This window comes from Clostridium saccharoperbutylacetonicum N1-4(HMT) (assembly GCF_000340885.1).
Lineage (GTDB): Bacteria > Bacillota > Clostridia > Clostridiales > Clostridiaceae > Clostridium > Clostridium saccharoperbutylacetonicum.
Genome location: NC_020291.1, coordinates 2,626,088 through 2,651,787 on the forward strand (window position 1 = coordinate 2,626,088; position 25,700 = coordinate 2,651,787).

Sequence of the window (25,700 nt, forward strand, 5' to 3'; positions counted from 1 at the left end):
AAATAAAAGATAAGGATAGAGTAATTATATCCTTATCTTTTTTTAGAAAAATAATTCTTTTTAGTCTAATTCATTATTAAAATAAGCAATTTCTTTAAATCAAATATTTCACTAGTATTAAATATTTCTTCAAGATCATAAAGGGTCTTTTCTGAATTTTCTATTTCTTTAGAATACATATGTGTTAGGTCTATTTGATCATTTATATCAAAGTTATAATTATTATCAATCCAGCGTACAACATTTAATTCTTTAATAACAAGATAGCTCATGACAGCTAATGTAACTTTTGAGTATAATTCTTCATCGAAAATAGCTTTCATAAAATATTGGAATATGAAATATACAATTATATGTTCATATTCGTAAGTTTTATTTTGATAGTATTCATTAAAAGCATTATATTGTTTTTCATAAAAAGTAACATCATTTATTTTATAAAAACAGTTAATAGCATTTTCTATTATTTGGGGCCAGTTATCATTAATAGGATTAAGCTTTCTATATATATTCATGCATTTACCCATATTATGATACTTATCAGCTTGTTTGGTTTTATACTTATTAAATTTACTAATAAGGCCTTTTTGATATTGCTCCTTAGAATAGTTATTTACTATCTCAGTAATCTCAGTTAAATTATTTTTAGTTAATTCTTCCTGTATATCATGAGCAAAATTAATTAACAGTGCAACTCTACACTTAAAAGATATAGAATGATTTTGAAGTATATCTAAGGCCACTTTTCTAGCTGACATTAGTTCCATGGAAATATCAAAATTTATATCATCATATATATCTATAAGTTCATTATCTTCTGAAACATCAAAAGTAATTGGTTTAGAATCTTTAAGAATTAATCTTGCAGCTTCAGGACAGGATAAAGATATTCCTATCTCACGGATATCACTATACTCCTCTATGAATCTTGGGTATGTCTTACAAGTATAACACAAACTTTCTTCTCCAAGTTCAGTATAGATATCGCAAAGGTTATTTTTATTTAAAAATGGACAATTATTATTTTTCAATATAAAGCCAGACTCTCCATCTTCATATAAGGTTAAGTTAGCTTTTAGCCTTTCACCAAACTCACCACATACCTTCTTATAATGCTTATTGGTCTCTTCATCAATTATAATTTCCCATCCGGCACAACAAGTATCGGTACATTTTGAAGCTATGCATTTAAAATCTTTGTAGTAATGGGGGACTATTGTTTTCATGTAAATTACCTCTTAGTTTTATTAATTAAGGAAAAAGAGCAGCTATGCCATAATATGTCACTCTTCTGCATATAAGAACAGCTCATAGTATATTTGCTTGATATGCTTATTTAAATATGTCAAAGTTCCATTATAATATAACATTAAACTTAGCACTAAGAAAAGTATTTTAAAATAACAAGAACAAATTGTGGTTTATTATTTTTGGAATTGTATGATTATAGTAAAGATATATAAGTACTCAAACCTAAATTTATGATATAATCGAGGTAAGAAAATGAGGCAGATAGAACTATTCAGGAATGGAGGAAGTTTAATGAACAATACTATTACAAGAAAAGAAGCAGTTGATTTATTAAAAAAATATAATAAGGAGCAATTTCATATATTACATGCTCTTACAGTAGAAGGGGTTATGACATGGTATGCTGAGCAATTAGGTTATAATAATGAAACAGAATATTGGGGAATTGTAGGACTTTTACATGATATTGATTTTGAAATGTGGCCAGAAGAGCATTGTGTAAAAGCACAAGAATTATTAAAAGATGCAGGAGTAAGCAATGAAATGATTAATTCTATCTGTAGTCATGGATATGGAATCTGCGTTGATATTAAACCTGATCATATAATGGAAAAAGTGTTATTTGCTACAGATGAATTAACAGGGCTTATAGGTGCAGCTGCAAGAATGCGCCCATCAAAAAGTGTTATGGATATGGAACTTTCAAGTTTAAAGAAAAAATTTAAAGATAAAAAATTTGCTGCTGGATGTTCAAGAGATGTTATAAAACAGGGAGCAGAAATGCTTGAATGGAGCTTGGACGAACTATTAGAAAAAACAATTATGGCAATGAGAGCTTGTGAAGATACAGTAAATGAGAGTATAAAAGAGTTTGAATAGCAGGCAATAGTACAGAGAGGAAAAGCCTTAAAATGAAATTTAAAGTTACTGATAAAATAAAAAAACAAGATGAAGAAACTATTTTTAAGAATTTGTTAGAATACAATTTAGCTAGGATTGAAGATAAAAATCCAAAAGATTTAGGAGTTTATTTAGAAGATGAAAAAGGTGAAATGATAGGAGGCTTGATTGGAAATACTCATGGTAATTGGCTTACCATAAAATTTTTATGGGTAAGTGAAAATGTGAGAGGTCAGAGCATAGGAAGCAAGCTTTTGAAAAAGGCAGAAGAAACAGCTAAGGAAAGAGGCTGTAAGTACGTTTTCTTGGATACATTTAGTTTTCAGGCACCAGAGTTTTATAAGAAGTATGGCTATGAAGAAAAATTTGTACTCGAAGAATATCCAATAAAAGGCAAACGGCATTATTATACAAAAACTTTATAGAGTAAGTTGAGATATCCAAAAGGAGAAACTAATGGAATAGAATATTATACAAAAACTCTATAGATTAAAAAGAATTTTAATTTTATAAAAACAATAGAGGAAAGTGATTTATTTGGAATAGCAAAGTATTGCTGTTTTTCTTAAATTTATGAGGGAATTATGATTAGCTTATTATTAATGAAACAAATTGTTGTACTTTTTTTAATTATGATTATGGGAATAATATTAGTAAAAACAAAATTGTTAAAAGCAGAGGAAAGCAAAAGTCTTTCAATTGTTTCAATTTATTTGGTAATGCCTTGTGTAATTATCAATGCCTTTCAGATTAAATATACTGAAAGTATACGTAATGGATTGATTCTTGCTGTTATTGCAGCTGTATTGATTCACATTGCATTATTGATTTTAATAACAGTACTTGGAAGGATATTTCGCTTAGATGCAGTAGAAAAGGCATCAATAATGTATTCAAATTCTGGAAATCTTATTATTCCAATTGTAACTTCTATATTGGGGAAGGAATGGGTGATTTATTCTAGTGCTTTCTTGTCTGTACAATTAGTTCTTTTATGGTCGCATGGAAGAATGCTGCTTTGTGGAGAAAGAAAAATAGATCTTAGAAAAATTTTTTTGAATATAAATATGATTACTATTTTAGTTGGAATAGTATTATTTGTTACAGGGATTCAATTACCGGAAATCATCTCAAAGACTATGGAATCAGTAAGTGTGATGATAGGTCCTATTTCAATGATCATGATTGGTATGCTTATTGGAAATATGAAGTTTAAACAAATATTTGCTTATAAAAGGATTTATATAGTAACTTTTCTTAAGATGATATTGTGCCCATTTATAATTCTGCTTCTACTTAAATATAGCGGAATGCCGAATTTATTAACGGATGGTAAGGTGATTTTGCTTATAAGTCTGCTGGCAACACTTACGCCTTCAGCAGTAACAATTACTCAAATGGCTCAAATTTTTGGAAATGATGAAGAATATGCAAGTGCTATAAATGTTGTTACTACTATTGTTTGCATTATAACAATGCCGATTATGGTGTGGATCTATCAGCTTTAGGACATGTTGATTGCTCAGATATTTTGAGGTGATGATAAAAAGCGCGTTAGAATAGACTAATTGAACTGTTATTTACATAAACTATGAATTAAAGCTGGGGATGTGAGTTACTTTGATTAAAGATATAATTTGGGATTTTGACGGGATATTATTTGATACATATCCAGGAACGGTTAATGCATTTATATTGGCTCTAAAAGATAGTGGTATAGAAGAAACAAGTGAAAATGTATTAAATTGCCTTAAAATATCTGACAGTTATGCAGTTACATATTTTAAAAAGCTATATGATTTAGATGAGGCTTTCAATGATAAATATAATGCTTATAAAAAAGATATAAAGCCAGAAATGATTAGACCATTTCAATTTGCAAAGGAAGTATGTCGGCAGTTTACAGCGTTAGGTGGAAGGAACTATATTATTACACATAGGGGTGAATCAACCTTAAAATTCCTTGAGCATTACAGTATGAGAAAACATTTTACAGAAATAGTTACAAAACAGTATGGTTTTAAACGAAAACCTGACCCTGAAGCATTCATATATCTAATTGAAAAGTATAAGATTAATAAAAGTTCAGCAATGGTAATTGGTGATAGAGAATGTGAAATTTTAGGCGGAAAATCAGCAGGAATTAGTACATGTTTATATAATACTAATAATGTAAAGATTAGTACAGAGCCTGATTTTTATATAGAATCTCTGGAAGAAATAATTAATATAATAGACTAAGTTGATATGTGATATTTGACTTATGAATATAATGGAACCAAACATGAAACTAAGTTAAGCAACAAAATTTAAATAAGTTTAAAGGCGATAAACATTTACAAACTAGATGTTTATCGCTTTATTGTGTTATGTCGGTTTATGAGGAGTGGAGTTTGGTTTTAACAAAAATAAAAAATTGATTTAAAATAAAGGATGAAATTGATCGGTTATGTTAAAAATTATGTCAATTTGAATATAAATGTATATTATGGTAGAATAATGGTTGCGGGATTTGTTATACCTAAAAAATGTAAATTGAAAAATAGGGGAAGTATTATATGTGGGGAGAAGAAGGAACAATTAAATTTGATTACGATTCTGTTCAGAAAGCATACACAACTATGCATAAAATTTATGATGAAGCAGCTAAAGTTTTAGAAAAATTAGTGCAAGATAGTAAAAATGCTGAGGAAAAAATGAAAGGTCAATATAGAGGTGCTTATAGTGATAAAAGTGAAGATATTTTCAAAGAATTAAAAAAGAGTATTGAAAATATAAACAAGCTTAGTAAAAAAGTTGAAGAGACCTCTAAAGACTTTTTAAAGCAGGATATGATTTTAGCAGATTTATATGGAAAATCTGAGTAAGGAGAATCGTTTATGTCAGATCATCATAAGGAGAGAATACGAAGAGAAATTCGTGAGTGTAGAGCAGAAATAGAAAAATATTCTGAATATGAATATGAAATGAGATGCGCAGAAGATTACTGTAAACAAGCAGGAAATGGAATAAGCTTATTAATGAATGAACAATATGAAAATGTTAAGATGCATTGTATTGAAGCAATTGGTGAAGAGGATGATTTACTAAGTGCATTAAAGGTTAAGCACAGTAATTTGCATGATATAAATTTAATGCTTTTGGAAGATATACAAGATGGAATACGTGGTATTCAAGAAAAAATAGAAGAACTTAGGGAACGAATCCAAATGTTATTGGGAGAGTTATAGAAGGAGTTAATATTATGGCAGGAATTTTAAGCAGTAATTTTTATATTGATAATTCATCATTAGATAGCCTTAAAGATAGCTATAATACTTCAATAAAAAGTTTAACTGATTTGTATTTTGATTTTGAAAATGAGGTAAACAATTTAGAAAGTAATGAGTTATGGAAAGGTGAAAGTTTCGATAAATTTAAAGAGAACTTTGATAGCTGGAAGATGGAGTATTTAAAAAGTTTAAGCGAAGTAGTTGAATTGAAGGAATTTATAGAAGAGGTAAAGGCAACTTCTGAAGCATTAATTAATCAAAGGGACAATTTGAAAACTTCATTGGAGGTATAAATATATGTCAAGAGACGTTTTTATGGCTAATTACAGTGAGTGTAGGGATACAAATAGAGAAATTGAAAGTAATCTTAATTATATTGAAGAGATTCTAGCAAGGTTAAGAAAAATGGACAATTGTGTTCAAAAAGTAAATGTGCCATCAAATGTATGGAATAGTGGAAATTATGAAAGTGATTATTCAACAATCAAAAGATACTTAAATGATGAAACCACAAGGTATAATAATTTTCATAAAGCATTTGATGAATTTCATATACCACTTGAAAAGATAGATGCAGGTTTAAAATCAAGGTTAGAAAATTCGCTGAATTTTATAGAAGAAAATAAGGAATATGGAATTTATGTATCTGTTATTAAGGGAAGCCAGATAGATGAGCTAGAAAATGGTATTTATAATGAACTTATAAGTAAAAATGTAAATGAAAAAGATGCAATAAAGCTTGCGTCTCTTGCAAATGAAGAGTCGCAAACTTTATTGAAAAAATTGTTAGCACTAGATGAAAGTGAACTGCAAAGTAAAATAGATGAAATAAAGCATAAAACAAAACAAAGTCCAAGTGAATTAGTACTTTTAGATATTTTAAGCTTAAATCAGCCAAATACTTATAGTGATACATTAAAAGATTTAGCAAAAGAATTTGCTAGAGGAGGATTTACAGGAGTTCTGCAGAGCGGTATGCTTGGGAAAGCTCTTGATAAATATAATCTTGATATAAAATCCTTATCAGGAGAAATTAATAAACTTGATAGGGAGATTATTTCGAGTCAGTTGGGGGCAAAAAAGATTAATCTTAAAACTGAAGCTATGAATCAGTTAAAGGCAATTAGAGATTCTAAATTATCAAAAGTAAGTAAATTTGAAACAACAATAGGAAATATGGCTACAATTAGCAAATGGTTAGGAAAAGCTAGTACAGCGTATAATATTGGAAAAATAGGTTACACAGAGTGGAAGAATGTTACTGAAAATGGCGCTGAATTTAATGATGCTGTTGTTGATGCAGGTATTGAATGGGGAGGTGTGATGGCAAGTACTGCAGGTGGAGCATTAGCAACTGCTAAAGCTGGAGCAGTATTAGGTACAGATGTCTGTCCAGTTGTAGGAACTGCAGTAGGATTAGGAGCAGGATTTTTAGGTGGAGCATTAGCAGGATTTGGTTATGGCGTGGTTATAAAACCAATTGCAACGAAAACATATAAAGATGCTATAAAACCATCAAGAGAATGGTTAGCTGGTAAAGAAAATGATGTTAAAGATTGGTGGGATTCATTATGGTGGTAAAAAGTATTTTCGAAGAAGTGGATTATCCAAGCGATAAGAAAAGCTTAGAGCATATTATAAAAGAATATGATAAAAGGTTAGAATATAAAATTGGACTGCCAATTTCCAAAAAACCAAACTATTTATTTCATATATTTAGTATTATAAATTTATTTTATATTATAAAATGTTCAAGTATCTCCATTTTTATAAGGCTTTTATATATGATGCCATTATTTCTAAGTGTAATTTATTCTATTATTTTATTCAATAAAGTGAAAAAAGATAATTATAATGATGAGAAGTTATTTTATAAGTTAATTAATTTTGATATTATTCATATTTTTATTTATATATATAGTGGAATATTCATGTATGAAACAGTTGTATTTAGAAAGTGGACTAGTCAAGAATATTTAATGTCATTTATGATTTTAATTATATTGGCAACATTATCGTCTATAATTGCAAGAATAGAAGCGCCTAAAAGATTTCTTAATAATTATAAAAATAACAAGAGAGAATTATTTACAGCTTACTCTGCTATAATTCCGATAGTACAAGTATTAGTAGGGGTAACGTACTTTAATAGACCTTATTATTTATTATTAATAGCATCAAGTATTTTTGTTGTAGTGATATCTGGAGTTATGACATATATACTGTTTATTTATAATCAGTACGACAAAATACAGGAACTTAAAAAAGAAATTAATTATATACCGAATCACAAAAGGAGATAGTAAAAAAATGATTTGGGAGAGTGATAGGATTCATTATGGTGGTAAGGAGTATTTTTCCCAAAATTAATTATCCTAATGATAAAAATAGTATTAAGCATATTATTACTGAATATGAAAAGGTACTAGAATACAAACTCGATGACAAATCTGTTGATAAAAAATTAATGTTTATAATATATTTTTTCATTATTGTAATCACTATATTTTTATTCAAAAGTAAATTGATTCCAGCAAGTATATCAGTAATATACTCCATACCTTCTATTTCAGCCATAATTTATGATGCTGAATTGAGAAGAAGAATTAAAAAATGTAGCACTGAAGATACAAAAATTTTATTTAAATCATTAATTTCATTTTTAGCACTAACATGGTTGTTATTATATATTGGAGTTGCATTATATGAGGCCTTATTATTTAATAAATGGACATATAAGGAATATTGGATTTCATTAGGTATTTTATCTATTTCTTCAGGATTAATTTTTATTTATGTAAGAATGAAAGTGACAAAAAAATTTATTAAAAAGTATCAATATGGAAACAATAAATTTTTCACAATGAATTCAGTTGTAATTTCAATAATTGAGTTTTTGATTTGTATAGCATATTTTAGAAAACCATATTTATTGCTATTAATTACTACCTATATATTTCTTCCAGTATATTTAGGAGCTATTGTTAATATCATTTTCGAATATTTGCAATACGATAAAATACAAGAGTTAAAAAAAGAAATTAATTATATACCAAGTCACAAAAAAGTTAGAAAAAAATGATTTGCGAGAGTGATGAGATTCATTATGGTGGTAAAGAATATTTTCCCAAAAGTTAATTATCCAGATGATAAAAATGATATTAAACATATTATAAAGGAATATGATAAAGTTCTAGAATATAAGTTATATGGATCAGTGTTAAAAAATCAAAAATCTGGAGGATATATTATACAATTAATTGTGGCAATGGCTATAATTTATATTTTTAAGTGTTCCTGGATCTCTTTTTGGATAAGATCTTTGTATTTTATTCCTTTGATTATTTCAATTGTATATAATATTTGGATAGCTATAAAAGCTAAGAAGAACAATTTTAATGAAGAAAAAATGTTATATAAATTTAAAATGTCTGAAATAATATTGATAATTGCATTAATTTACGGAGGAACATTTTGTTATGAGACAGTGATATTTGATAAATGGGATAATAAAAATTACTTTGTCTATTTTAGTATATTAGTTTTATTTTCATTATTAACTTTTATGAAATTTAGAGTAGAGGCACCAAAAAAGTTTATTAAGCAATATCAATATACAGATAATAAAATTAATTCATATAATATGATAATAATTCCAATCGTGCAATTATTAGTGAGTATAGCATATTTTGAAAAACCGTATTTTTTACTTTTAATAGGATCTTCTGTTTTTTTAGTGTTTTTTTTAGGAGTGATTTCATATACAGTTTTTGAATATGAACAGTATGATAAAATACAGGAATTAAAAAAAGAAATTAATTATATACCTAAGGAGAGAAAGAAATGAATAGATTGTTACCAGTAGGCAGTGTAGTAATGCTGGATTTAGATATAAAAGAAAAAGTAATGATTATAGGGCGACTTATGAAAATGACAGAAGAGGATGGTACAATTTGGGATTATTGTGGATGTATAATTCCCCAGGGATTACAAAACCCTGAACAAATTAGGCTATTTAATCACAAAGATATAAGAAGGCTTCTTTTTGTTGGATATCAGGATGAAGAAGAATTAGGATATTCACTAGCACTTTCAGAAGAGAAAGAAAAGAATAAATAGAAGTATGTAATTTGTAACAAAGCATTATACTAAAACTAGGATTTGCATTAATAGAGGAATGCAGGTACTAATATTATGAAGAAAATAGTGATAATAAGTTTTTTAACAATAAGTTTATTTTTAAATGGGTGCAGTTCATTTTCTCAAAAACCATCTAGTAATTTAAAGGAAAATACGGAAAGTGTTTCAGAAGAAAATAATAAAAAAGAATTAAAGTTAAAAGGGATGGTAGTAGAACGGACAGAAGATGAATTTGTATTTGCGGCTATATCTGAGTCGGGTATGAATACATATATGTTTAAATCACCTGAAGATGATAAAAGAAGATTAAGTAAACTAAGAAAAGGAGATGAGATAATCGTAGAATGGACTGTTGATGGAACTAGTACAGAAGGGAAAATTACATTTTATCTGAAAAAACTTGAAATAGACACGAAAAAATCATATAAAAATGAAGAGGAGTCAGAAAAATATAGACAAGAAAGTCTAGTAGCATATGCTGATTTAATAAAAGAAATAGAAGATGAATATCAAAATATTAAAGTTAGTTATATAGTAGGGAAAAATCAGAAAAAGATTATGTCAATTGAAATGCAGCAACTTTTAAATCAGGAGTTGACATTAGAAGAAATCGAAAAATTAACAGTTGAAAAGGAAATTAGACTTAAAGATGATAATATACATATAATACTAATATCTGTTAAAGAAAAAGATAAAGATGTTAGAATTATCTCGTTTTCATTAGAAAATGGGATATATGTTAAGATATTGGATCAATTTACATAGAGTTACTAAAGCTAGAAGATTTTTTATGTAAATTACAAAAGAGGATAAAGAATGGGTGAGATTATGTTAATAAAGCATGTTTTTCAAAAAGTGGATTATCCAAGAGATAGAAAAAGTATAGAACATATTATAAAAGAATATGATAAAAATTTAAATCATTTATTAGTGGTAAAAGAATCAAATAAGCTAGGAAAATATGTGTTATATATTATGAGTATTTTAATAATATTTTATGTTTTCAATTGTTCATGGGTTTCAATTTTTGTTAGACTTCTATATATAATCCCTTGTGCATTAATAATAATTTGTAATTCAATTTTGATTTTACAAATAAAAAAACATAAAGGAAATAAAAAACTTCAATATAAATATAAAGTTTTCGAGCTTATATTTATTAGCATGTTTATTTATATTGGTACATTTTTTATTGAAAGTATTCTTTTTAGTAGAAAATGGGGAGATGAAAATTATTTGGAGTGGTTCTATGTTTTAGTAATATTATGTATAGTAACTTTTTTAATGGCAAGGGTTAATGCTCCTAAAAAATTTATAAAAAAGTTTCAATATCAAGAAAATAAATTATATACTCCAAGTTCGATTTTGACAAGTATTACATCGTTACTTATTTGTATATCATATTATAATAAACCATATTATCTTGTATTAATAGTTTCGTATATTATTTTGATTTTAATGTCTGGCTTAGTAACGTATATCTTTTTTGTTTATAGACAATATGACAACATCCAGAAACTAAAAAATGCTGATTACAAATTTTAAAGTTTATTTGTAAGCAGCATTTTTTATGAACACATAATAAGGTATTGTAAGACTTGTTTGTATCAAGATAACCATTAATCTAATAAAACTATTTTAATAGTAATGGAGAAATAAAATTAAAAATCTTTTTTAAAGTGAGTTTTTTCTTTAGAATAGCAGTGGAATAGCACATGCTTTTTTGACTTGCATATTTTTGGAGGGTATTGTTTTTAAAGAATACAAAATCAACAAGCTCCATTTCATCTTTTGTTAAATTTTTTAGAGCTAGTTTTAAATCTTCATAATCACATTTCTCACAGAGGAGATCTTCTAAAGATATGTCCTCAGAAGGCAGTTCTTTTTCAAAGTCATCACAAAAGCTTAATGTTTCATAACCGTTTATAAAGCTCTTAGATTTAATCTTTCTTATTAAATCATTCACGTTGTTTTTTATAGCATTAGTGGCATAGGCAACAAATCTGTGTTTTTCAAGATTGTACACAGATACGCATTTGAAAAGTGAGTGATAACATTCATTTTGGATATCATAAAAGTCATATCCATCAATGAAGGTTCTTTTAGAAATATTAAGAATTAAAGGTCTAAATTCCGATGCTAATTTTTCTTTTGAGAGTTCATCATTGTTTTTGCATTTGATTACTAAAGCTTCAACATAATCAAAATCCATAGAAATCCTCCTTTTTGGTTCAGTTATGAGTTACGAGCTGAAATTCACAAATATTGTCAAAAATGTTAATATTATAAGTATATATAGTATATATGGTTTAGTTTGGATGTAATATAATAAATTTTAAAAAAGTAAAAAATATTAAAATCAATGGATTATCTTTAATAAATCATTTAAAATTGATATTAATCACAATAAAAATAAAATAAGCAATATATGAACTACTTGGGGAGGAAACTTAATGAAATCAAAATTAATAGATCTTTTAAATAGGAAAATTTTAGTCTTAGATGGGGCTATGGGAACTTGTATTCAAAATTATAAATTAGAGGAAAAAGATTTTAGAGGAGACTTGAAATTTTCTTGTAATCAAAAAGGAAATAACGATATTTTAAATATTACTAATCCAAACATAATAAGAGAAATTCATGAGGCTTATTTAGAAGCTGGGGCAGATATAATTGAAACTAATACCTTTAACAGCACGAGTATATCGCAAAAAGATTATGAAATGGAAAATAAAATATTTGAATTGAATTTTGAAGGGGCTAAGCTTGCTAGAGGAGCTGCTGATAAATTTACAGCTAAAAATCCAGATAAGCCTCGTTTGGTAGCAGGGTCTCTTGGACCTACAAATAAGACGGCTTCTTTATCTCCTGATGTTGAAAATCCAGGGTATAGAAATATAAGCTTTGATGAATTGGTTGAAGCTTATAAGGAGCAAACAGAAGGTCTTTTAGATGGAGGAGTAGATTTAATCCTTATAGAAACAGTTTTTGATGCCTTAAATGCCAGGGCAGCACTTATGGGAGCAAAGGCTGCATTTATAGAAAAAAGTAAGGATTTACCTGTAATCATATCTGGAACTATAGCTGATAAAAGTGGAAGAATTCTTTCAGGTCAAACTTTAGAAGCTTTTGCAAATACTATGGTAGATGAAAGCATAATTGCAATAGGTTTAAATTGTTCCTTTGGGGCAAAGGACTTAATACCTTTTGTAAAATATTTATCAAAAACACAAAATAGATTTATAAGCATTTATCCAAATGCTGGCCTTCCAAATTCCTTTGGAGAATATGATGAGAAACCTGAAGAAACTGCTGCTTTAATAGAAGCTTTAGCAAAAGATGAATGCATTAATATTGTTGGAGGCTGTTGTGGTACAACGCCAGAGCATATAAAAGCAGTTAGCGAAGCTATCAGAGATAAGAAGCCAAGAAAGCTGCCTGAGATTGAAAGGGAAACAGTTTATTGTGGGTTAGAAGCCTTTAGAGCTAATAAGGAAAATAATTTTATTAATATAGGTGAAAGAACTAATGTTGCTGGTTCAGCAAAATTTGCAAGATTAATTAGAGAAAAAAAATATGAAGAAGCTTTAGCAATAGCTAAAGACCAAGTTGAAAATGGGGCTCAAGTAATAGATATAAACTTTGATGATGCTCTATTAGATGCTAAAGAAGAAATGGATAATTTCCTAAAGCTTTTAGCAAGTGAGCCTGAAATTTCAAAAGTTCCAGTAATGATCGATTCTTCTAAGTTTGAAGTTCTTGTAAGTGGACTTAAAGCTTTGCAGGGAAAGCCTATAGTTAATTCTATAAGTCTTAAAGTAGGTGAAGAAGAGTTTAAAAGACAGGCTTCTATTATAAAAGACTTTGGAGCAGCGGTTGTAGTTATGGCTTTTGATGAAAATGGGCAGGCAGATACCTATGAGAAAAAAATAAGTATATGCAAAAGAGCTTATGACCTTTTGGTAAAGGAAGTTAAATTCTCTCCAGAAAATATAGTTTTTGATCCAAACATCTTAACAATTGCTACTGGTATAGAAGAGCATAATAATTATGCCGTAGACTTTATTAATGCTACAAAATGGATAAAGGAAAACTTACCTTATGCAAAAGTAAGTGGTGGTGTAAGTAATCTTTCCTTTGCCTTTAGAGGAAACAATGTAATAAGAGAAGCTATGCATTCAGTGTTTTTATATCATGCAATTAAAGCTGGAATGGATATGGGGATTGTTAACCCAGGAATGATACAAATCTATGATGAAATAGATAAAGGATTATTAGAAAAAGTTGAAGCAGTTATTTTTAATAAAAGTGAACATGCAGCAGATGAACTTTTAGAATTTGCAGCAAGCTTCAATAAAGTTGACAATAAAACAGAAGAAAATAAAGAAGCTTGGAGAAATGAAGACGTCAAAGAAAGATTAAAGACGGCTCTAGTTAAAGGTATAGATAAATATATTAAAGAAGATGTAGAAGAAGTAAGAGTAGAATATAGCAAATCCATAGAAGTAATAGAAGGACCTCTTATGGATGGTATGAATGAAGTAGGTAAGCTTTTTGGTGATGGAAAGATGTTTTTACCTCAAGTAGTTAAAAGTGCTAGGGTAATGAAAAAAGCTGTTGAAGTTTTAATGCCATATTTAGAAGAAGAAAAAAGCAGCAGTGGAAGTATTAGTGCAGGAAAAGTTGTATTTGCAACTGTAAAGGGAGATGTTCATGATATAGGAAAGAATATTGTATCAGTTGTGCTTTCTTGCAATAACTTTGAAGTAATTGATCTTGGAGTGATGGTTCCAGCAGAAGTTATTTTAGAAACAGCCAAGAAAGAAAATGCAGATATTATTGCTTTAAGTGGGCTTATAACTCCATCTTTAGAAGAAATGGCTAATGTAGCTGAAGAAATGGAAAAGCAAGGCTTTAAAATTCCACTTATGGTTGGAGGAGCTACAACTTCAAAGGCTCATACAGCAATTAAAATTGCTCCTAAATATTCAGGTGGTGTAATTCATACAATGGATGCTTCAAAAGCTGTTGAAGCAGCTAAACTTCTTTTAAATAATGATAAAAAGGCTGATTATCTTAAAGGCGTGGAAGCTGAATATGAAGCAATTAGAGAACTATTCAATAAAGTTCCAAGAAAATTTGTACCATTAGATTATGCAAGGAAAAACAACTTTAAGCAAGAATGGGCTGAGGTGCAAATAGATAAACCTAAAAATTTAGGTATAAAGAAATATCTTGATTTTCCTATAGGAAAGTTAAGAAAGTATATAGATTGGAGCTTCTTCTTTATTGGTTGGGACATGGGAATTCCATATCCACAAATCCTTGAAGACTCCAAATATGGAGAAGAAGCAAAAAAATTATTAGCTGATGCTGAGGAAATGCTTGATAAAATTGAAAAGGAAAATATCTTAAAGGCAAATGCAGTCTTTAGTATCTTTGAAGCAAATTCTATAGGCGATGATATTGAAGTTTATAATGGCTCAGAAGTAATTAAATTTAATCTTCTTAGACAGCAGGAGGAGAAAAAAGATAACACTTATATATGTTTATCAGACTTCATAGCACCTAAAGCTTCTGGAATAAAGGATTATATAGGTGGGTTTATTACTACAGGAGGAATAGGTGCAAAGGAATATGCAGATAAACTTAAAGCCTCTGGAGATGATTATGGAGCAACAATGGTTATTTTGCTCGCAGATAGGCTTGCTGAAGCTTTTGCAGAATGTATTCACCTTGAAGTAAGAAGAGAATTTTGGGGTTATTCACCAGAAGAAAATCTATCCATTGAGGATATATTTAAAGGAAAATATAGAGGAATTAGACCTGCAATTGGTTACCCTTCTTTAAGAGATCATTCAGAAAAGGTTAAATTGTTCAATTTGCTTGATAAAGCTGGTGAACTTAAAGTTGAGCTTACAGAAACCTACATGATGTCACCTACTGCAAGTACTTGTGGTCTTTACTTTGGAAGTAAAGCTGCTAAGTATTTTGATATTAATAAAGTGGATAATGATCAGTTTGAGGATTATGCAGAAAGAAATAGCAGAGATATAAAGGAACTTAGAAAACTAATGTATACACTTATAGATTAAGAAAAGGGGAAGTCAGTATGATTTTAGTTAATTGTGCATGGAAACAAGAGGATATTATTAAACACGTTGAAAGTATAATGGTTGATAATGAAAAAGCTTTTAAACTAGTTAAGGTTGAAGGGATTAGAATACTATTTGATACTCAGGTAGAAGATATGAAAAGTATAAAATTAATAAAGGCAGCAATAAAAAATATTAAGGGTTATCAGGCTTTGGCTGTAGATGTTGTACCTGTTGTTAATAACAGTATGTTTGAAGGATATACAAAATTGTTATAGAAACTGATTATATAAAGTATATTAAAACCTTGAAATGAGATTGTATGACAATTAAATGATTATGTGGTAAAATATAGAATATACTTATATAAGGAGGAATTAGATGTATAATAAAAAAATGAAATTATTAGGTTTATTAAGCTCATTGGCTGTTGTAGGAAGCCTTACATTAGGAACAGTTAGTGCAAATGCAGCTACAGTTGCTCAAAGTCAAAATGAAACATATTCTTACAATAAAAAAGCATATGTTAATAATCCAGAACTTCAATTTGATTTAAAAGTAAGAACTTCTCCAGATTTAAATGGAAAGGTAGATGGGTATTTATATAATTTTGAAGATGTTAAAATATTAGGTAGCGTAGTAGCTAATGGAACCTTATGGGATAAGATTTCATATAAGAATGGCATATCATATGTGAGTGATGCATACATAATGCATTATAATTCACCATCAGATAATGTTGTTGCTATAGCAAGAAACATTACTAAGCAATTTGAAGTTGGAAATTCAAATCAAATTGCAGGAAATTTTGATGGACAAGGTTTATCCTTAGGATATCTTCAATGGTGTATAGGACAGGGAACCTTACAGCCATTGCTTAATAGAATGGATAGAGAATATAATGCTGAAATGAAAAGTATTTTTGGAGCTAATTATGATAGTATACATAATATGATCCTTGATACAAAGGAAAATCAACTTGCATGGGCAAAAGCTATTAATACTTTTGACAATAAAATTATGGAACCTTGGTATTCACAGTTTGTAAATTTATATAATAACCAAGATTTTATTAATATTGAAGCAGATTCTACAGCTTATAAAGTTGGGCAAGCTATGATTATTTGTGATAAGTATAATTTAAAAACTGTAAGAGGTTTTGCACTTGCCTTTGATATAGCCGTTCAAAATGGAAGTATTAGTGCAGAAGCTGCAAAAGTTGTTGATACAGCTTTAGCGCAAAATCCAAATATGAATGAGAAAGACTTATTAAAGGTTATAGCAAATGCTGTTGCAGATGCAGCAGTTACCAATAATAACGATATTCGTTTAAGAAAAATGGCTATTGTTAATGGAAGCGGAATTGTTCATGGTTTCTTTCTTGATTTAGATAAAAATTATGGATTAAGTGATATAAGCTGGAGATAGAAAAGTAATATATTCAAGTGTAGAGTTTTAGTGAAATTTCCTAAAACTCTACACTTTTAATTTTGGTAAAGATTAATTTACTAAATAGTATTGTTTATATTTTATAGATTTCTATATATTGCGACAAAATAGTATTTGATTATGATGAAAATAAAGAAAACATTGCAAATTTGTTAAAATTGTATTAGTATGAAACAGTGAAAATTAAAATTTTAATGATTATGACAATAGAAGAATTTGTTTAATAATTCATTTGATTACAAAATACTTGCAGGGAGAAAGCATTTTTATTAATGCTTTTTGACTAAGGTGGAGGGATAAAATGAAACAATCAACATCAGAAAAACAAGACTTATCGAGAGGGTTAAAAAATCGGCATGTACAGTTGCTTGCCATTGGAGGTGCAATTGGTACTGGATTATTCCTTGGTTCAGGTAGGTCTATTCACTTGGCAGGACCATCTATTTTATTTTCATATATTATTACTGGAATAATTTGTTTTTTTATTATGCGTGCTCTTGGAGAATTATTGCTTACTAATTTAAACTATCATTCCTTTGTGGATTTTGTATATGATTATTTAGGAAGCGGAGCTGCCTTCATTACTGGATGGACTTATTGGTTTTGTTGGGTTTCAGTTGCCATGGCGGATGTAACGGCAGCAGGCCTATATATACAATACTGGTTTCCAAGTATACCACAGTGGGTACCAAGTCTTATAGTACTTGTTGTTTTATTAATTATGAATCTGACAGCTGTTAAGTTGTTCGGTGAAATGGAATTTTGGTTTGCTTTAATTAAAGTAGTTGCGATATTAGCGTTAATTATTATTGGAACTTTTATGATTATTAAAGGATTTTCAACAGATACAGGTGTATCTAGCTTTTCAAATCTTTGGAGTCATGGAGGCTGGTTTCCAAATGGAATTAGTGGTTTTATACTTTCTTTCCAAATGGTTGTGTTTGCTTTTGCAGGTATAGAATTAGTTGGATTAACAGCTGGTGAAACTGAAAATCCAGAAAGTGTTATTCCTAAGGCTATTAACAATATTCCAATTAGAATTATTATTTTCTATATTGGAGCTCTTGCAGTAATTATGAGCATATACCCTTGGAATTCAATTAATCCAGATAAAAGTCCTTTTGTACAAGTTTTTGCAGCAGTTGGAATTGCAGCAGCAGCTAGCATAGTGAATTTTGTTGTATTAACCTCAGCGGCATCTGCTTGTAATAGTGGTATTTTCAGCACAAGCCGTATGATTTTTTCTTTGGCTAAAGAAAATAACGCACCAGAGTCAATGAAAAAACTAACAAATAATAAAGTCCCTGCAAATGCTACCGTATTCTCAGCAGCTGTAATATTGATTTCAATTATTTTGAACTATGTTATGCCTGAAGGTGTATTTGTATTGATTACAAGTATATCAACCTTTTGCTTTATATTTATTTGGGCAATAATAATTATCTGCCATTTAAAATACCGTAAAGCTAATCCGGAACTTGCAGCTAAAAGTAAATTTAAAATGCCTTTGTATCCAATAATAAACTATGTAATTCTAACATTTTTTGCTTTTGTTATAATTGTTTTGGCATTTAATGAAGAAACACGTATTGCATTATTTGTAACACCTGTGTGGTTTATAGTGCTTGGTATTATTTATAAGGTAGTAAAATCAAAATAGAAAAGAAGGGAAGCACAAGTAAATGAATTTTAGTGTGAGCAAAGATTATATACAAAAGGAACTTGTAGCTACTAAGGATAAAAGAAGAAGTATATCCAAAATAAAAACTTTATTTAATTTAAGAGAAAAAAATGAATTTACCCTAGATGATCAAACTTGGGACGATTTACAAATGGATGAGGTCTTTTGTGAGCTTGATAGGACCTATTCTGCAGAAGGCGAAGCTGCATTATATACTATGCTTAGAAACCCAATTATGGATGAAGAAGAATTAAAAGTTAGAGGTAAATTAATAAATACATTTAAAGAAAACATAAATTTAACAGTAGATTTACGAAGAATATTTTATGATATGATTTATGATAAAAAAAATAGATTGATAGATATGATGGAGAGCTTAGTACCTGCTCAAAAATTTAAATACTTTCTTTATTCTTTTTTAGGAATTTTACCAATTTTGATTGTAGCAGCTGTTATTATTTTTAAATCACCAGAATTAATGATGTTGTTAATGATGGATATATTACTAACAATACAGATACACATTAAAGAAAAAGATAATATTAATTCAATTGGATTGACTGATTTAAGAGATTTGATAAATGCTGGCAAAAGAATATCACAAATCAACAATAATGAAATTGAAGCCTATAATATTAGAATAAATGAATTGCTGAAAAAAGTTAAATCTATTGATAATGCTACATATTTGATTAAAATTATAAATTCTTTTGGCGGATTGCTTGAAATGTGTTCAATTCCATTTTTGTTAGAGGAAATTACATATTACAAAGTTAATGAAGAATTGATGTTAAAAAAGGGTATGCTCCTTGAGCTATACTATTTAGTTGGTGAGCTTGATGCGTTAATTTCAATTTCAATTTATGAAAATAATAATAAAGATAATTGTAGTACACCAAAGTTTATAGAAGAGATTTCATTGAAAATAAAAGATGGAATTCATCCTCTTCTTAAGGAACCAGTTGCAAATTCAATTAATATTTGCAGAAAAGGGATTGTTTTAACTGGGACAAATATGTCAGGAAAATCCACATTTTTAAGAATGGTAAGTACTAATATACTCTTAGCTCAAACCTTTAATTTTGCCTTAGCTAAGGAATATGAAGGGTGCTTTTTGAATATAGTTTCCTCAATAAGCCCTAAAGATGATATAACTAATGGAAAAAGTTATTATATGGCAGAAGCAGAATCAATTTTAAGAATAATAAAAGCTTCTGAACAAGAAATACCAGTTTTTTGTCCAATAGATGAAATTTTTAGAGGGACAAATCCCCTTGAAAGAATTTCTTCTTCTGCTGAAATTCTTAATTATATTAATAAAGGAAGAGCAATTTGTATAGTGGCAACTCATGATAGGGAACTTTCGGATATGCTTAAGGAAAATTATGATTTCTACCATTTTAGTGAAGAGGTAGATAATGAAAATGGATTGAAATTTGATTATAAGCTTAAAAGAGGAGTATCTAAAACAAGAAATGCAATTAGGCTTTTAGAATATATTGGCTATCCTAAAGAAATAGTAGAAAAATCCTACAAGAGAATTGAAGGAATTGAAGGATATATTTAAATATACACAATTTCATCAAAAGGTAAATAAAATAATATGTGAGTTAATAATTTGATGAGGTAACAAATGTATCTAATAAGAATATATCTTACAAATGGAGTGATAATTGATTTAAACTGCGAACAATACGAGGTGTCCCAAAGTAGGACTACTGGAGAGGTATCTGGTTATTGTTTTAAAAATGCAAATAAGTGTATTGCCTTTTTAGATAAAACTCAAATTATAGCAGTTACAGGAGAAAAAATACAAGCACAAACATAAATGAATACAATATGATTTTTTATCGCAAATTCAAGGTGATTTGAATTTGCGATATTTTTATTCTATAAATTATAATCAAGCAAAATCAGTGGATAACTTTTGAATTAGCAGAAACACACAGTCAGCGAATCAGATAGAATTATTACATATAAGAATTTCACTCTGTTTTCCTAGTTGATGATGACTCTACAAATACAAACTTATCAGGTCTATGACGAGATTCAGTATACTCAAAAAGCTTGCCAGAATCAGTATAAGCATAGGTTTTAACTATTACGACACAATCATAGGTTCCTAAATCTAAGTAGCGCTTATCTAATTCTGTTGCATGTTCAACAACAATAATTTTTTTAGATGCAAGAATTTTAGTATGTAAATCTTTTTCTAAGTATTCATAAATTGATTTTTGCGCTATTTCGATAGTTAAATCTTTAGCTACTTCTGCAGTAAAATAATTAATATCAAGAATTATAGGTTCATTATCAAGGAATCTTATTCTATGAAGATGATATACTTCAGTATCAGGCTTTAGTGCAGTTTTTTTTGATAAGTGCTCATCTATGATTAATTTAGAAAAATTTACGACACTGGTGGTGAATTTCTTTTTTAATTTTAATTCTTGAAGTCCTAATAAATTTCCAATAGGAAGTTCTATGGATTCTCTGCTATCTAATATTATGACACCTTTACCTTTAACACTTTTTACATAGCCATCCTTGCTTAATTCAGCAATAGCTCTTCTGACAGTATTTCTGCTACAACTAAAGGTATCAATTAATTCCATCTCGGTAGGAAGCATCATAGAAGCATCATATTTACCATTATTAATATTATCTTTTAAGGCATGATATATATCTTTAAATTTTACATTGGGCAAAATAAACACTCCTCCAAAATATGTCTAAATAATTATATTTAGTTTTATTATACTTCACTTTTGAAAATAATAAAAAGTATTTATTAAAAAAACTTAATTTGTACTTATTATATGAACAAATTTTAAAGAATATCTATATTTGTTTAAACATATTTACGATAAAATTTATATAATAAAATAGCTAATATACAAGGATATATAGAATTGTTTAAAATTTGTTTAAACAAATTTTTAAATATATATTGACGATATGTTCAAAATAGAATATTATGAGTATGTAAACATTTAAAAAAGAAATTTAGTATAAATATCTAAGTTTTAAAAATACTAAATGTTTGTTCAATTGAACTTATACTAAGCAGATCTGTATTAATTTTAAAACGAAATTTATTTGGAGGTATTATTAATGGGTAAATTTGAAAATGACTCTAAAGAATTATTGAAGTATGTCGGTGGAAAAGAAAACATATCAGCAGTTACACATTGTGTTACAAGAATGAGATTTGTATTAAATGATCCAAGCAAAGCAGATAAAGAAGCTATCGAAAAATTAAAAAGTGTTAAAGGTACTTTTACTCAAGCAGGTCAATTTCAAGTGGTAATAGGAAATGAAGTATCGGTATTTTACAATGATTTTATTAAAGTTTCAGGAATTGATGGTGTAAGCAAAGATGAAGTTAAAAATGTTGCCAAAAATAATATGACTTTTATTCAAAAGTTAATGGCTAATATAGCAGAAATATTTTCACCACTTATTCCAGCTATCATTGTTGGAGGTTTGATTTTAGGTTTTAGAAATATTATTGGAGATATGAAGCTGCTTGAAGATGGGACAAAGTCCTTAGTTGAAGTATCACAATTTTGGGCTGGAACAAATAGTTTCTTGTGGTTAATTGGAGAAGCGATATTTCACTTTTTACCAGTGGGCATAACATGGTCTATAACAAAGAAAATGGGAACAACTCAAATTCTTGGTATAGTACTAGGTATAACCTTAGTTTCACCTCAACTTTTAAATGCATATGCAGTAGCAGGTACACCAGCAGATAAAATTCCTTTCTGGAATTTTGGATTTGCACAAGTTAAAATGATTGGATATCAAGCACAAGTCATTCCAGCAATCTTAGCAGGTTTCACTTTAGTATTCCTTGAAAGAGGAGCAAGAAAGATAAGTCCAGCATCAATATCCATGATAGTAGTACCATTTTTAGCTTTAGTACCAGCAGTTTTAATTGCACATATAGTAATTGGTCCTATAGGTTGGGTAATTGGTTCAGGTATTTCACAAGTAGTTTATGGTGGACTTACATCATCCTTTGGAGCAATTTTTGCAGCTATCTTTGGATTCTTATATGCACCACTAGTTATTACAGGGCTTCATCATATGACCAATGCAATAGATCTTCAGCTAATGGCACAATTTAATGGAACATCTCTTTGGCCAATGATAGCTTTATCAAATATTGCACAAGGTTCAGCTGTACTTGCAATGATATATTTACAAAGAAAAAATGAAGAGGCGCAAGAAATTAATGTACCAGCATGTATTTCAGCTTATCTTGGAGTAACAGAACCAGCAATGTTTGGTGTAAATTTAAAATACAGCTTCCCATTTTTATGTGGAATGACAGGCTCAGCAATTGCGGCAATTATTTCAGTTGGAAGTGGGGTAATGGCAAATTCAATTGGTGTTGGTGGACTTCCAGGAATATTATCAATTAAACCTGCATTTATGATGACATTTGCAATATGCATGGTGGTAGCAATTGTAATTCCTTTTGTACTAACTGTAATTGTTGGTAAGAAAAAAGGAATTAAATAGAGGTAAAGAAAGGGAAATTAATTATGAAGGATTTTAAGAAAAGTACCGTCTATCAAATATATCCTAAATCATTTTATGATACAAATGGTGATGGCGTTGGAGATTTAAATGGAGTAATAGAAAAATTAGATTATTTAAAAAATTTAGGTATAGATTATATATGGCTTACCCCTTTTTATCCTTCACCTCAAGTGGACAATGGTTATGATATAGCAGATTACTATAATATAGATCCAAACTTTGGAACTCTAGAAGATTTTGAAAAATTAGTTGAAGAAGCTAGAGAAAGAAATATCTATATAATGCTTGATATGGTCTTAAATCATACGTCAACGGAGCATCAGTGGTTTAAAAAAGCATTGAATGGTGAAGAAAAATATAAAGCATTTTACTTTTTTAAAGAGCCAATAAATAATGCTGAGCCAACAAATTGGGAATCTAAATTTGGTGGAAATGCTTGGCAGTATGTTGAAAAGTTTGATGAATATTACTTGCATCTTTTTGATAAGACTCAAGCAGATTTAAATTGGGACAATGAAGAGGTTAGGAAAGAGATTTATTCTATAGTTAACTTTTGGATAAACAAAGGCGTAAAAGGCTTAAGGTTTGATGTTATAAATTTAATATCAAAGCCAGAAAAGTTTGAAAATGATTTTAATGGTGACGGAAGAAGGTTTTATACAGATGGTCCAAGAATTCATGAATATCTTAAGGAACTTAATCAAAACACCTTTGGAAAACATGAAGATATTATAACTGTTGGAGAAATGTCCTCCACATCACTTGAAAATTGTCTGAAATATTCAAAGTCACAAGAAAATGAATTATCAATGGTATTTAATTTTCATCACTTAAAGGTTGATTACAATAACCAAAATAAATGGGAATTGAAAGCATGTGATTTTAAAGATTTGAAGATGTTATTTAATGAATGGCAGCTAGGTATGGAAGAAGGTTGGAATGCTTTGTTTTGGTGCAACCATGACCAACCACGTATAGTTTCTAGATTTGGAAATGATAGAAAATATCATAAAGAATCTGCTAAAATGCTGGCAACAATGCTTCACTTACTTAGGGGAACACCTTATGTGTATCAAGGTGAAGAAATTGGAATGACTAATGCATATTTTACAAATATTAATCAATATGTTGATGTTGAAAGTTTGAATTATTTCAGAATACTAAAAGAACAAGGAATAGCTGAAGAAGATATATATAAGGTTTTACAAGAGCGTTCAAGAGATAATTCAAGAACACCAATGCAATGGAATAAGTTCTTAAATGCAGGTTTTAGTGATGGAAAACCGTGGCTTAGTGTGAATGACAATTATAATGAAATTAATGTTGAGGATAGTTTAAAGGATAAAAATTCAATATTTTATCATTATAAAAGACTAATTTCTTTAAGAAAGGAATATGATGTTGTAGCTTATGGAAACTATGTCCCTTTATTAAATGAAAATAATAATGTTTTTGCATATAAAAGAGAATATCTTGAGGAGTCTTTAATTGTAATAAATAATTTTTATGAAACAGAAGTAACTGCTGTTCTAGATATTGAAGAATTAGAAAGCTATAAGTGTATTATCACAAATTATGAGGAAAGAAATTTAAAACAAATATTTTCTTTAAAACCATTTGAATCTATAGCATTTTTAAAAATAAATTAATATAGAATATAAGGCTTTATTTATCAAAGGCTGTACACTTTATTTGATATGCTTTTTATAGTAGAAGGTTAAAATTAGAAATCATCTACTATAAAGTGAGGATATTAATTATAGTGCTACAGCCTTTAAAATTTACTTTTAAGTTGGCAAATAAAGGATTATAATTAAAGGGAACACTAATTATTATATTGAATGTAAGTTTTTGTTATAAAAGGGAGTTGTTTTGTATTGAAAGTTAAACAATTATTGAGGAGTTTGATGAATAATGAAAACAGAACAAGGATTAGTAATTGAAGTGAATGAAAATGTTGCTAGAATTAAAGTTGGAAGACATAGTGAGTGCAAAAATTGTGGTGCCTGCCCAGGGAACAATGGTATTATTATTGAAGTAGAAAATAAAATAGGAGCAAAAATTGGACAGAGGGTTGTTTTTGAGGTGAAAGAGACTAATTTTATTACTTCAGTATTTATAGTTTTTGTTTTACCATTGATTGTATTATTTATTGGGGTACTATTAGGAGAAGTTATTGGAAATCTTTTGGGGTTAAATGTATGTTTCTTGCAAATCGCTGGTGGATTTATTTTTGTTGCTGTTGCTATTGGCGGTGTAAAAAAGTTTGATAATTATATTGCAAAAAATCATAAATCAATGCCTCGGATTACTAAAATATTATGAAATATGATAAAATAGAAGAAGTACCTTTAACAATTAGTT

Annotated in this window: 26 protein-coding genes; 23 read left to right on the forward strand and 3 right to left on the reverse strand. The window is 28.6% G+C overall.

Annotated features, from left to right (window positions below; translation table 11 throughout):
- Positions 1 to 65: 65 nt before the first annotated feature.
- Positions 66 to 1,226, reverse strand: a complete 1,161-nt coding sequence (fliB, locus tag CSPA_RS11640; protein ID WP_015392469.1) for a flagellin lysine-N-methylase — start codon at positions 1,224 to 1,226, stop codon at positions 66 to 68.
- Between the two features lie 316 nt (positions 1,227 to 1,542).
- Here fliB and CSPA_RS11645 point away from each other — a divergent pair, with 316 nt between their 5' ends.
- The 14 genes from CSPA_RS11645 (at position 1,543) to CSPA_RS11710 (ending at position 11,108) form a co-directional block, all read left to right on the forward strand.
- Positions 1,543 to 2,130, forward strand: coding sequence for a hydrolase (locus CSPA_RS11645; RefSeq protein WP_015392470.1), 588 nt, complete (start codon positions 1,543 to 1,545; stop codon positions 2,128 to 2,130).
- A gap of 32 nt (positions 2,131 to 2,162) precedes the next feature.
- Positions 2,163 to 2,576 carry a GNAT family N-acetyltransferase gene (locus tag CSPA_RS11650; RefSeq protein ID WP_015392471.1) on the forward strand — a complete coding sequence of 138 codons (414 nt, stop codon included), beginning with the start codon at positions 2,163 to 2,165 and terminating at the stop codon, positions 2,574 to 2,576.
- A gap of 159 nt (positions 2,577 to 2,735) precedes the next feature.
- Entirely contained in the window at positions 2,736 to 3,659 is a 924-nt protein-coding gene (locus CSPA_RS11655; RefSeq protein ID WP_015392472.1) for an AEC family transporter, read from the forward strand.
- Positions 3,660 to 3,771: 112 nt separating this feature from the next.
- Positions 3,772 to 4,392 carry an HAD-IA family hydrolase gene (locus CSPA_RS11660; protein ID WP_015392473.1) on the forward strand — a complete coding sequence of 207 codons (621 nt, stop codon included), beginning with the start codon at positions 3,772 to 3,774 and terminating at the stop codon, positions 4,390 to 4,392.
- A 317-nt stretch (positions 4,393 to 4,709) separates the two neighbouring features.
- Positions 4,710 to 5,018 carry a WXG100 family type VII secretion target gene (locus CSPA_RS11665; protein ID WP_015392474.1) on the forward strand — a complete coding sequence of 103 codons (309 nt, stop codon included), beginning with the start codon at positions 4,710 to 4,712 and terminating at the stop codon, positions 5,016 to 5,018.
- A 12-nt stretch (positions 5,019 to 5,030) separates the two neighbouring features.
- Positions 5,031 to 5,381, forward strand: a complete 351-nt coding sequence (locus CSPA_RS11670; RefSeq protein ID WP_015392475.1) for a hypothetical protein — start codon at positions 5,031 to 5,033, stop codon at positions 5,379 to 5,381.
- 14 nt (positions 5,382 to 5,395) lie between these two features.
- The gene (locus CSPA_RS11675) at positions 5,396 to 5,716 is read left to right on the forward strand and encodes a WXG100 family type VII secretion target (RefSeq protein ID WP_015392476.1); all 321 of its coding nucleotides are present in this window, start codon (positions 5,396 to 5,398) and stop codon (positions 5,714 to 5,716) included.
- Between the two features lie 4 nt (positions 5,717 to 5,720).
- Complete coding sequence (locus CSPA_RS11680) at positions 5,721 to 7,004, forward strand: hypothetical protein (RefSeq protein WP_015392477.1); 1,284 nt, start codon at positions 5,721 to 5,723, stop codon at positions 7,002 to 7,004.
- Entirely contained in the window at positions 6,995 to 7,726 is a 732-nt protein-coding gene (locus CSPA_RS11685) for a hypothetical protein (RefSeq protein ID WP_015392478.1), read from the forward strand. Before CSPA_RS11680 ends, CSPA_RS11685 begins: the two co-directional genes overlap by 10 nt.
- A gap of 35 nt (positions 7,727 to 7,761) precedes the next feature.
- Positions 7,762 to 8,505 (forward strand): hypothetical protein, encoded by a 744-nt coding sequence (locus CSPA_RS11690; RefSeq protein ID WP_015392479.1) that lies wholly within the window; start codon positions 7,762 to 7,764, stop codon positions 8,503 to 8,505.
- 24 nt (positions 8,506 to 8,529) lie between these two features.
- Positions 8,530 to 9,270 carry a hypothetical protein gene (locus tag CSPA_RS11695; RefSeq protein ID WP_015392480.1) on the forward strand — a complete coding sequence of 247 codons (741 nt, stop codon included), beginning with the start codon at positions 8,530 to 8,532 and terminating at the stop codon, positions 9,268 to 9,270.
- Entirely contained in the window at positions 9,267 to 9,542 is a 276-nt protein-coding gene (locus CSPA_RS11700) for a DUF4176 domain-containing protein (protein ID WP_015392481.1), read from the forward strand. Before CSPA_RS11695 ends, CSPA_RS11700 begins: the two co-directional genes overlap by 4 nt.
- A 75-nt stretch (positions 9,543 to 9,617) precedes the next feature.
- Complete coding sequence (locus CSPA_RS11705; RefSeq protein ID WP_015392482.1) at positions 9,618 to 10,328, forward strand: hypothetical protein; 711 nt, start codon at positions 9,618 to 9,620, stop codon at positions 10,326 to 10,328.
- A 51-nt stretch (positions 10,329 to 10,379) separates the two neighbouring features.
- On the forward strand, positions 10,380 to 11,108 hold the full coding sequence (locus CSPA_RS11710) for a hypothetical protein (protein ID WP_015392483.1): 729 nt from the start codon (positions 10,380 to 10,382) through the stop codon (positions 11,106 to 11,108).
- 88 nt (positions 11,109 to 11,196) lie between these two features.
- Here CSPA_RS11710 and CSPA_RS11715 read toward each other — a convergent pair whose 3' ends face one another.
- On the reverse strand, positions 11,197 to 11,775 hold the full coding sequence (locus tag CSPA_RS11715) for a sigma-70 family RNA polymerase sigma factor (protein ID WP_015392484.1): 579 nt from the start codon (positions 11,773 to 11,775) through the stop codon (positions 11,197 to 11,199).
- 241 nt (positions 11,776 to 12,016) lie between these two features.
- Here CSPA_RS11715 and metH point away from each other — a divergent pair, with 241 nt between their 5' ends.
- The 6 genes from metH (at position 12,017) to CSPA_RS11745 (ending at position 20,616) form a co-directional block, all read left to right on the forward strand.
- Complete coding sequence (gene metH, locus CSPA_RS11720; protein WP_015392485.1) at positions 12,017 to 15,658, forward strand: methionine synthase; 3,642 nt, start codon at positions 12,017 to 12,019, stop codon at positions 15,656 to 15,658.
- A 17-nt stretch (positions 15,659 to 15,675) separates the two neighbouring features.
- Positions 15,676 to 15,936, forward strand: a complete 261-nt coding sequence (locus tag CSPA_RS11725) for a hypothetical protein (RefSeq protein WP_015392486.1) — start codon at positions 15,676 to 15,678, stop codon at positions 15,934 to 15,936.
- A gap of 103 nt (positions 15,937 to 16,039) precedes the next feature.
- A complete protein-coding gene (locus CSPA_RS11730; RefSeq protein WP_015392487.1) occupies positions 16,040 to 17,086 on the forward strand; it encodes an SH3 domain-containing protein in 1,047 nt (348 codons plus the stop codon).
- 322 nt (positions 17,087 to 17,408) lie between these two features.
- Positions 17,409 to 18,767, forward strand: a complete 1,359-nt coding sequence (locus CSPA_RS11735; RefSeq protein ID WP_015392488.1) for an amino acid permease — start codon at positions 17,409 to 17,411, stop codon at positions 18,765 to 18,767.
- A 22-nt stretch (positions 18,768 to 18,789) separates the two neighbouring features.
- Positions 18,790 to 20,355: a MutS-related protein gene (locus CSPA_RS11740; RefSeq protein ID WP_015392489.1), complete on the forward strand. Its 1,566-nt coding sequence runs from the start codon at positions 18,790 to 18,792 to the stop codon at positions 20,353 to 20,355.
- Positions 20,356 to 20,421: 66 nt separating this feature from the next.
- Entirely contained in the window at positions 20,422 to 20,616 is a 195-nt protein-coding gene (locus CSPA_RS11745) for a hypothetical protein (protein ID WP_015392490.1), read from the forward strand.
- A 157-nt stretch (positions 20,617 to 20,773) separates the two neighbouring features.
- On the opposite strand, the gene treR is transcribed toward CSPA_RS11745, so the two are convergent.
- Entirely contained in the window at positions 20,774 to 21,493 is a 720-nt protein-coding gene (gene treR, locus CSPA_RS11750; protein WP_015392491.1) for a trehalose operon repressor, read from the reverse strand.
- A gap of 406 nt (positions 21,494 to 21,899) precedes the next feature.
- Between treR and treP the strand changes: the two genes are divergently transcribed.
- The 3 genes from treP (at position 21,900) to CSPA_RS11765 (ending at position 25,661) form a co-directional block, all read left to right on the forward strand.
- Positions 21,900 to 23,315 (forward strand): PTS system trehalose-specific EIIBC component, encoded by a 1,416-nt coding sequence (gene treP, locus CSPA_RS11755; protein WP_015392492.1) that lies wholly within the window; start codon positions 21,900 to 21,902, stop codon positions 23,313 to 23,315.
- 23 nt (positions 23,316 to 23,338) lie between these two features.
- Positions 23,339 to 24,985 (forward strand): alpha,alpha-phosphotrehalase, encoded by a 1,647-nt coding sequence (treC, locus tag CSPA_RS11760; protein ID WP_015392493.1) that lies wholly within the window; start codon positions 23,339 to 23,341, stop codon positions 24,983 to 24,985.
- 265 nt (positions 24,986 to 25,250) lie between these two features.
- Entirely contained in the window at positions 25,251 to 25,661 is a 411-nt protein-coding gene (locus tag CSPA_RS11765) for a SoxR reducing system RseC family protein (protein WP_015392494.1), read from the forward strand.
- Positions 25,662 to 25,700: the final 39 nt, after the last annotated feature.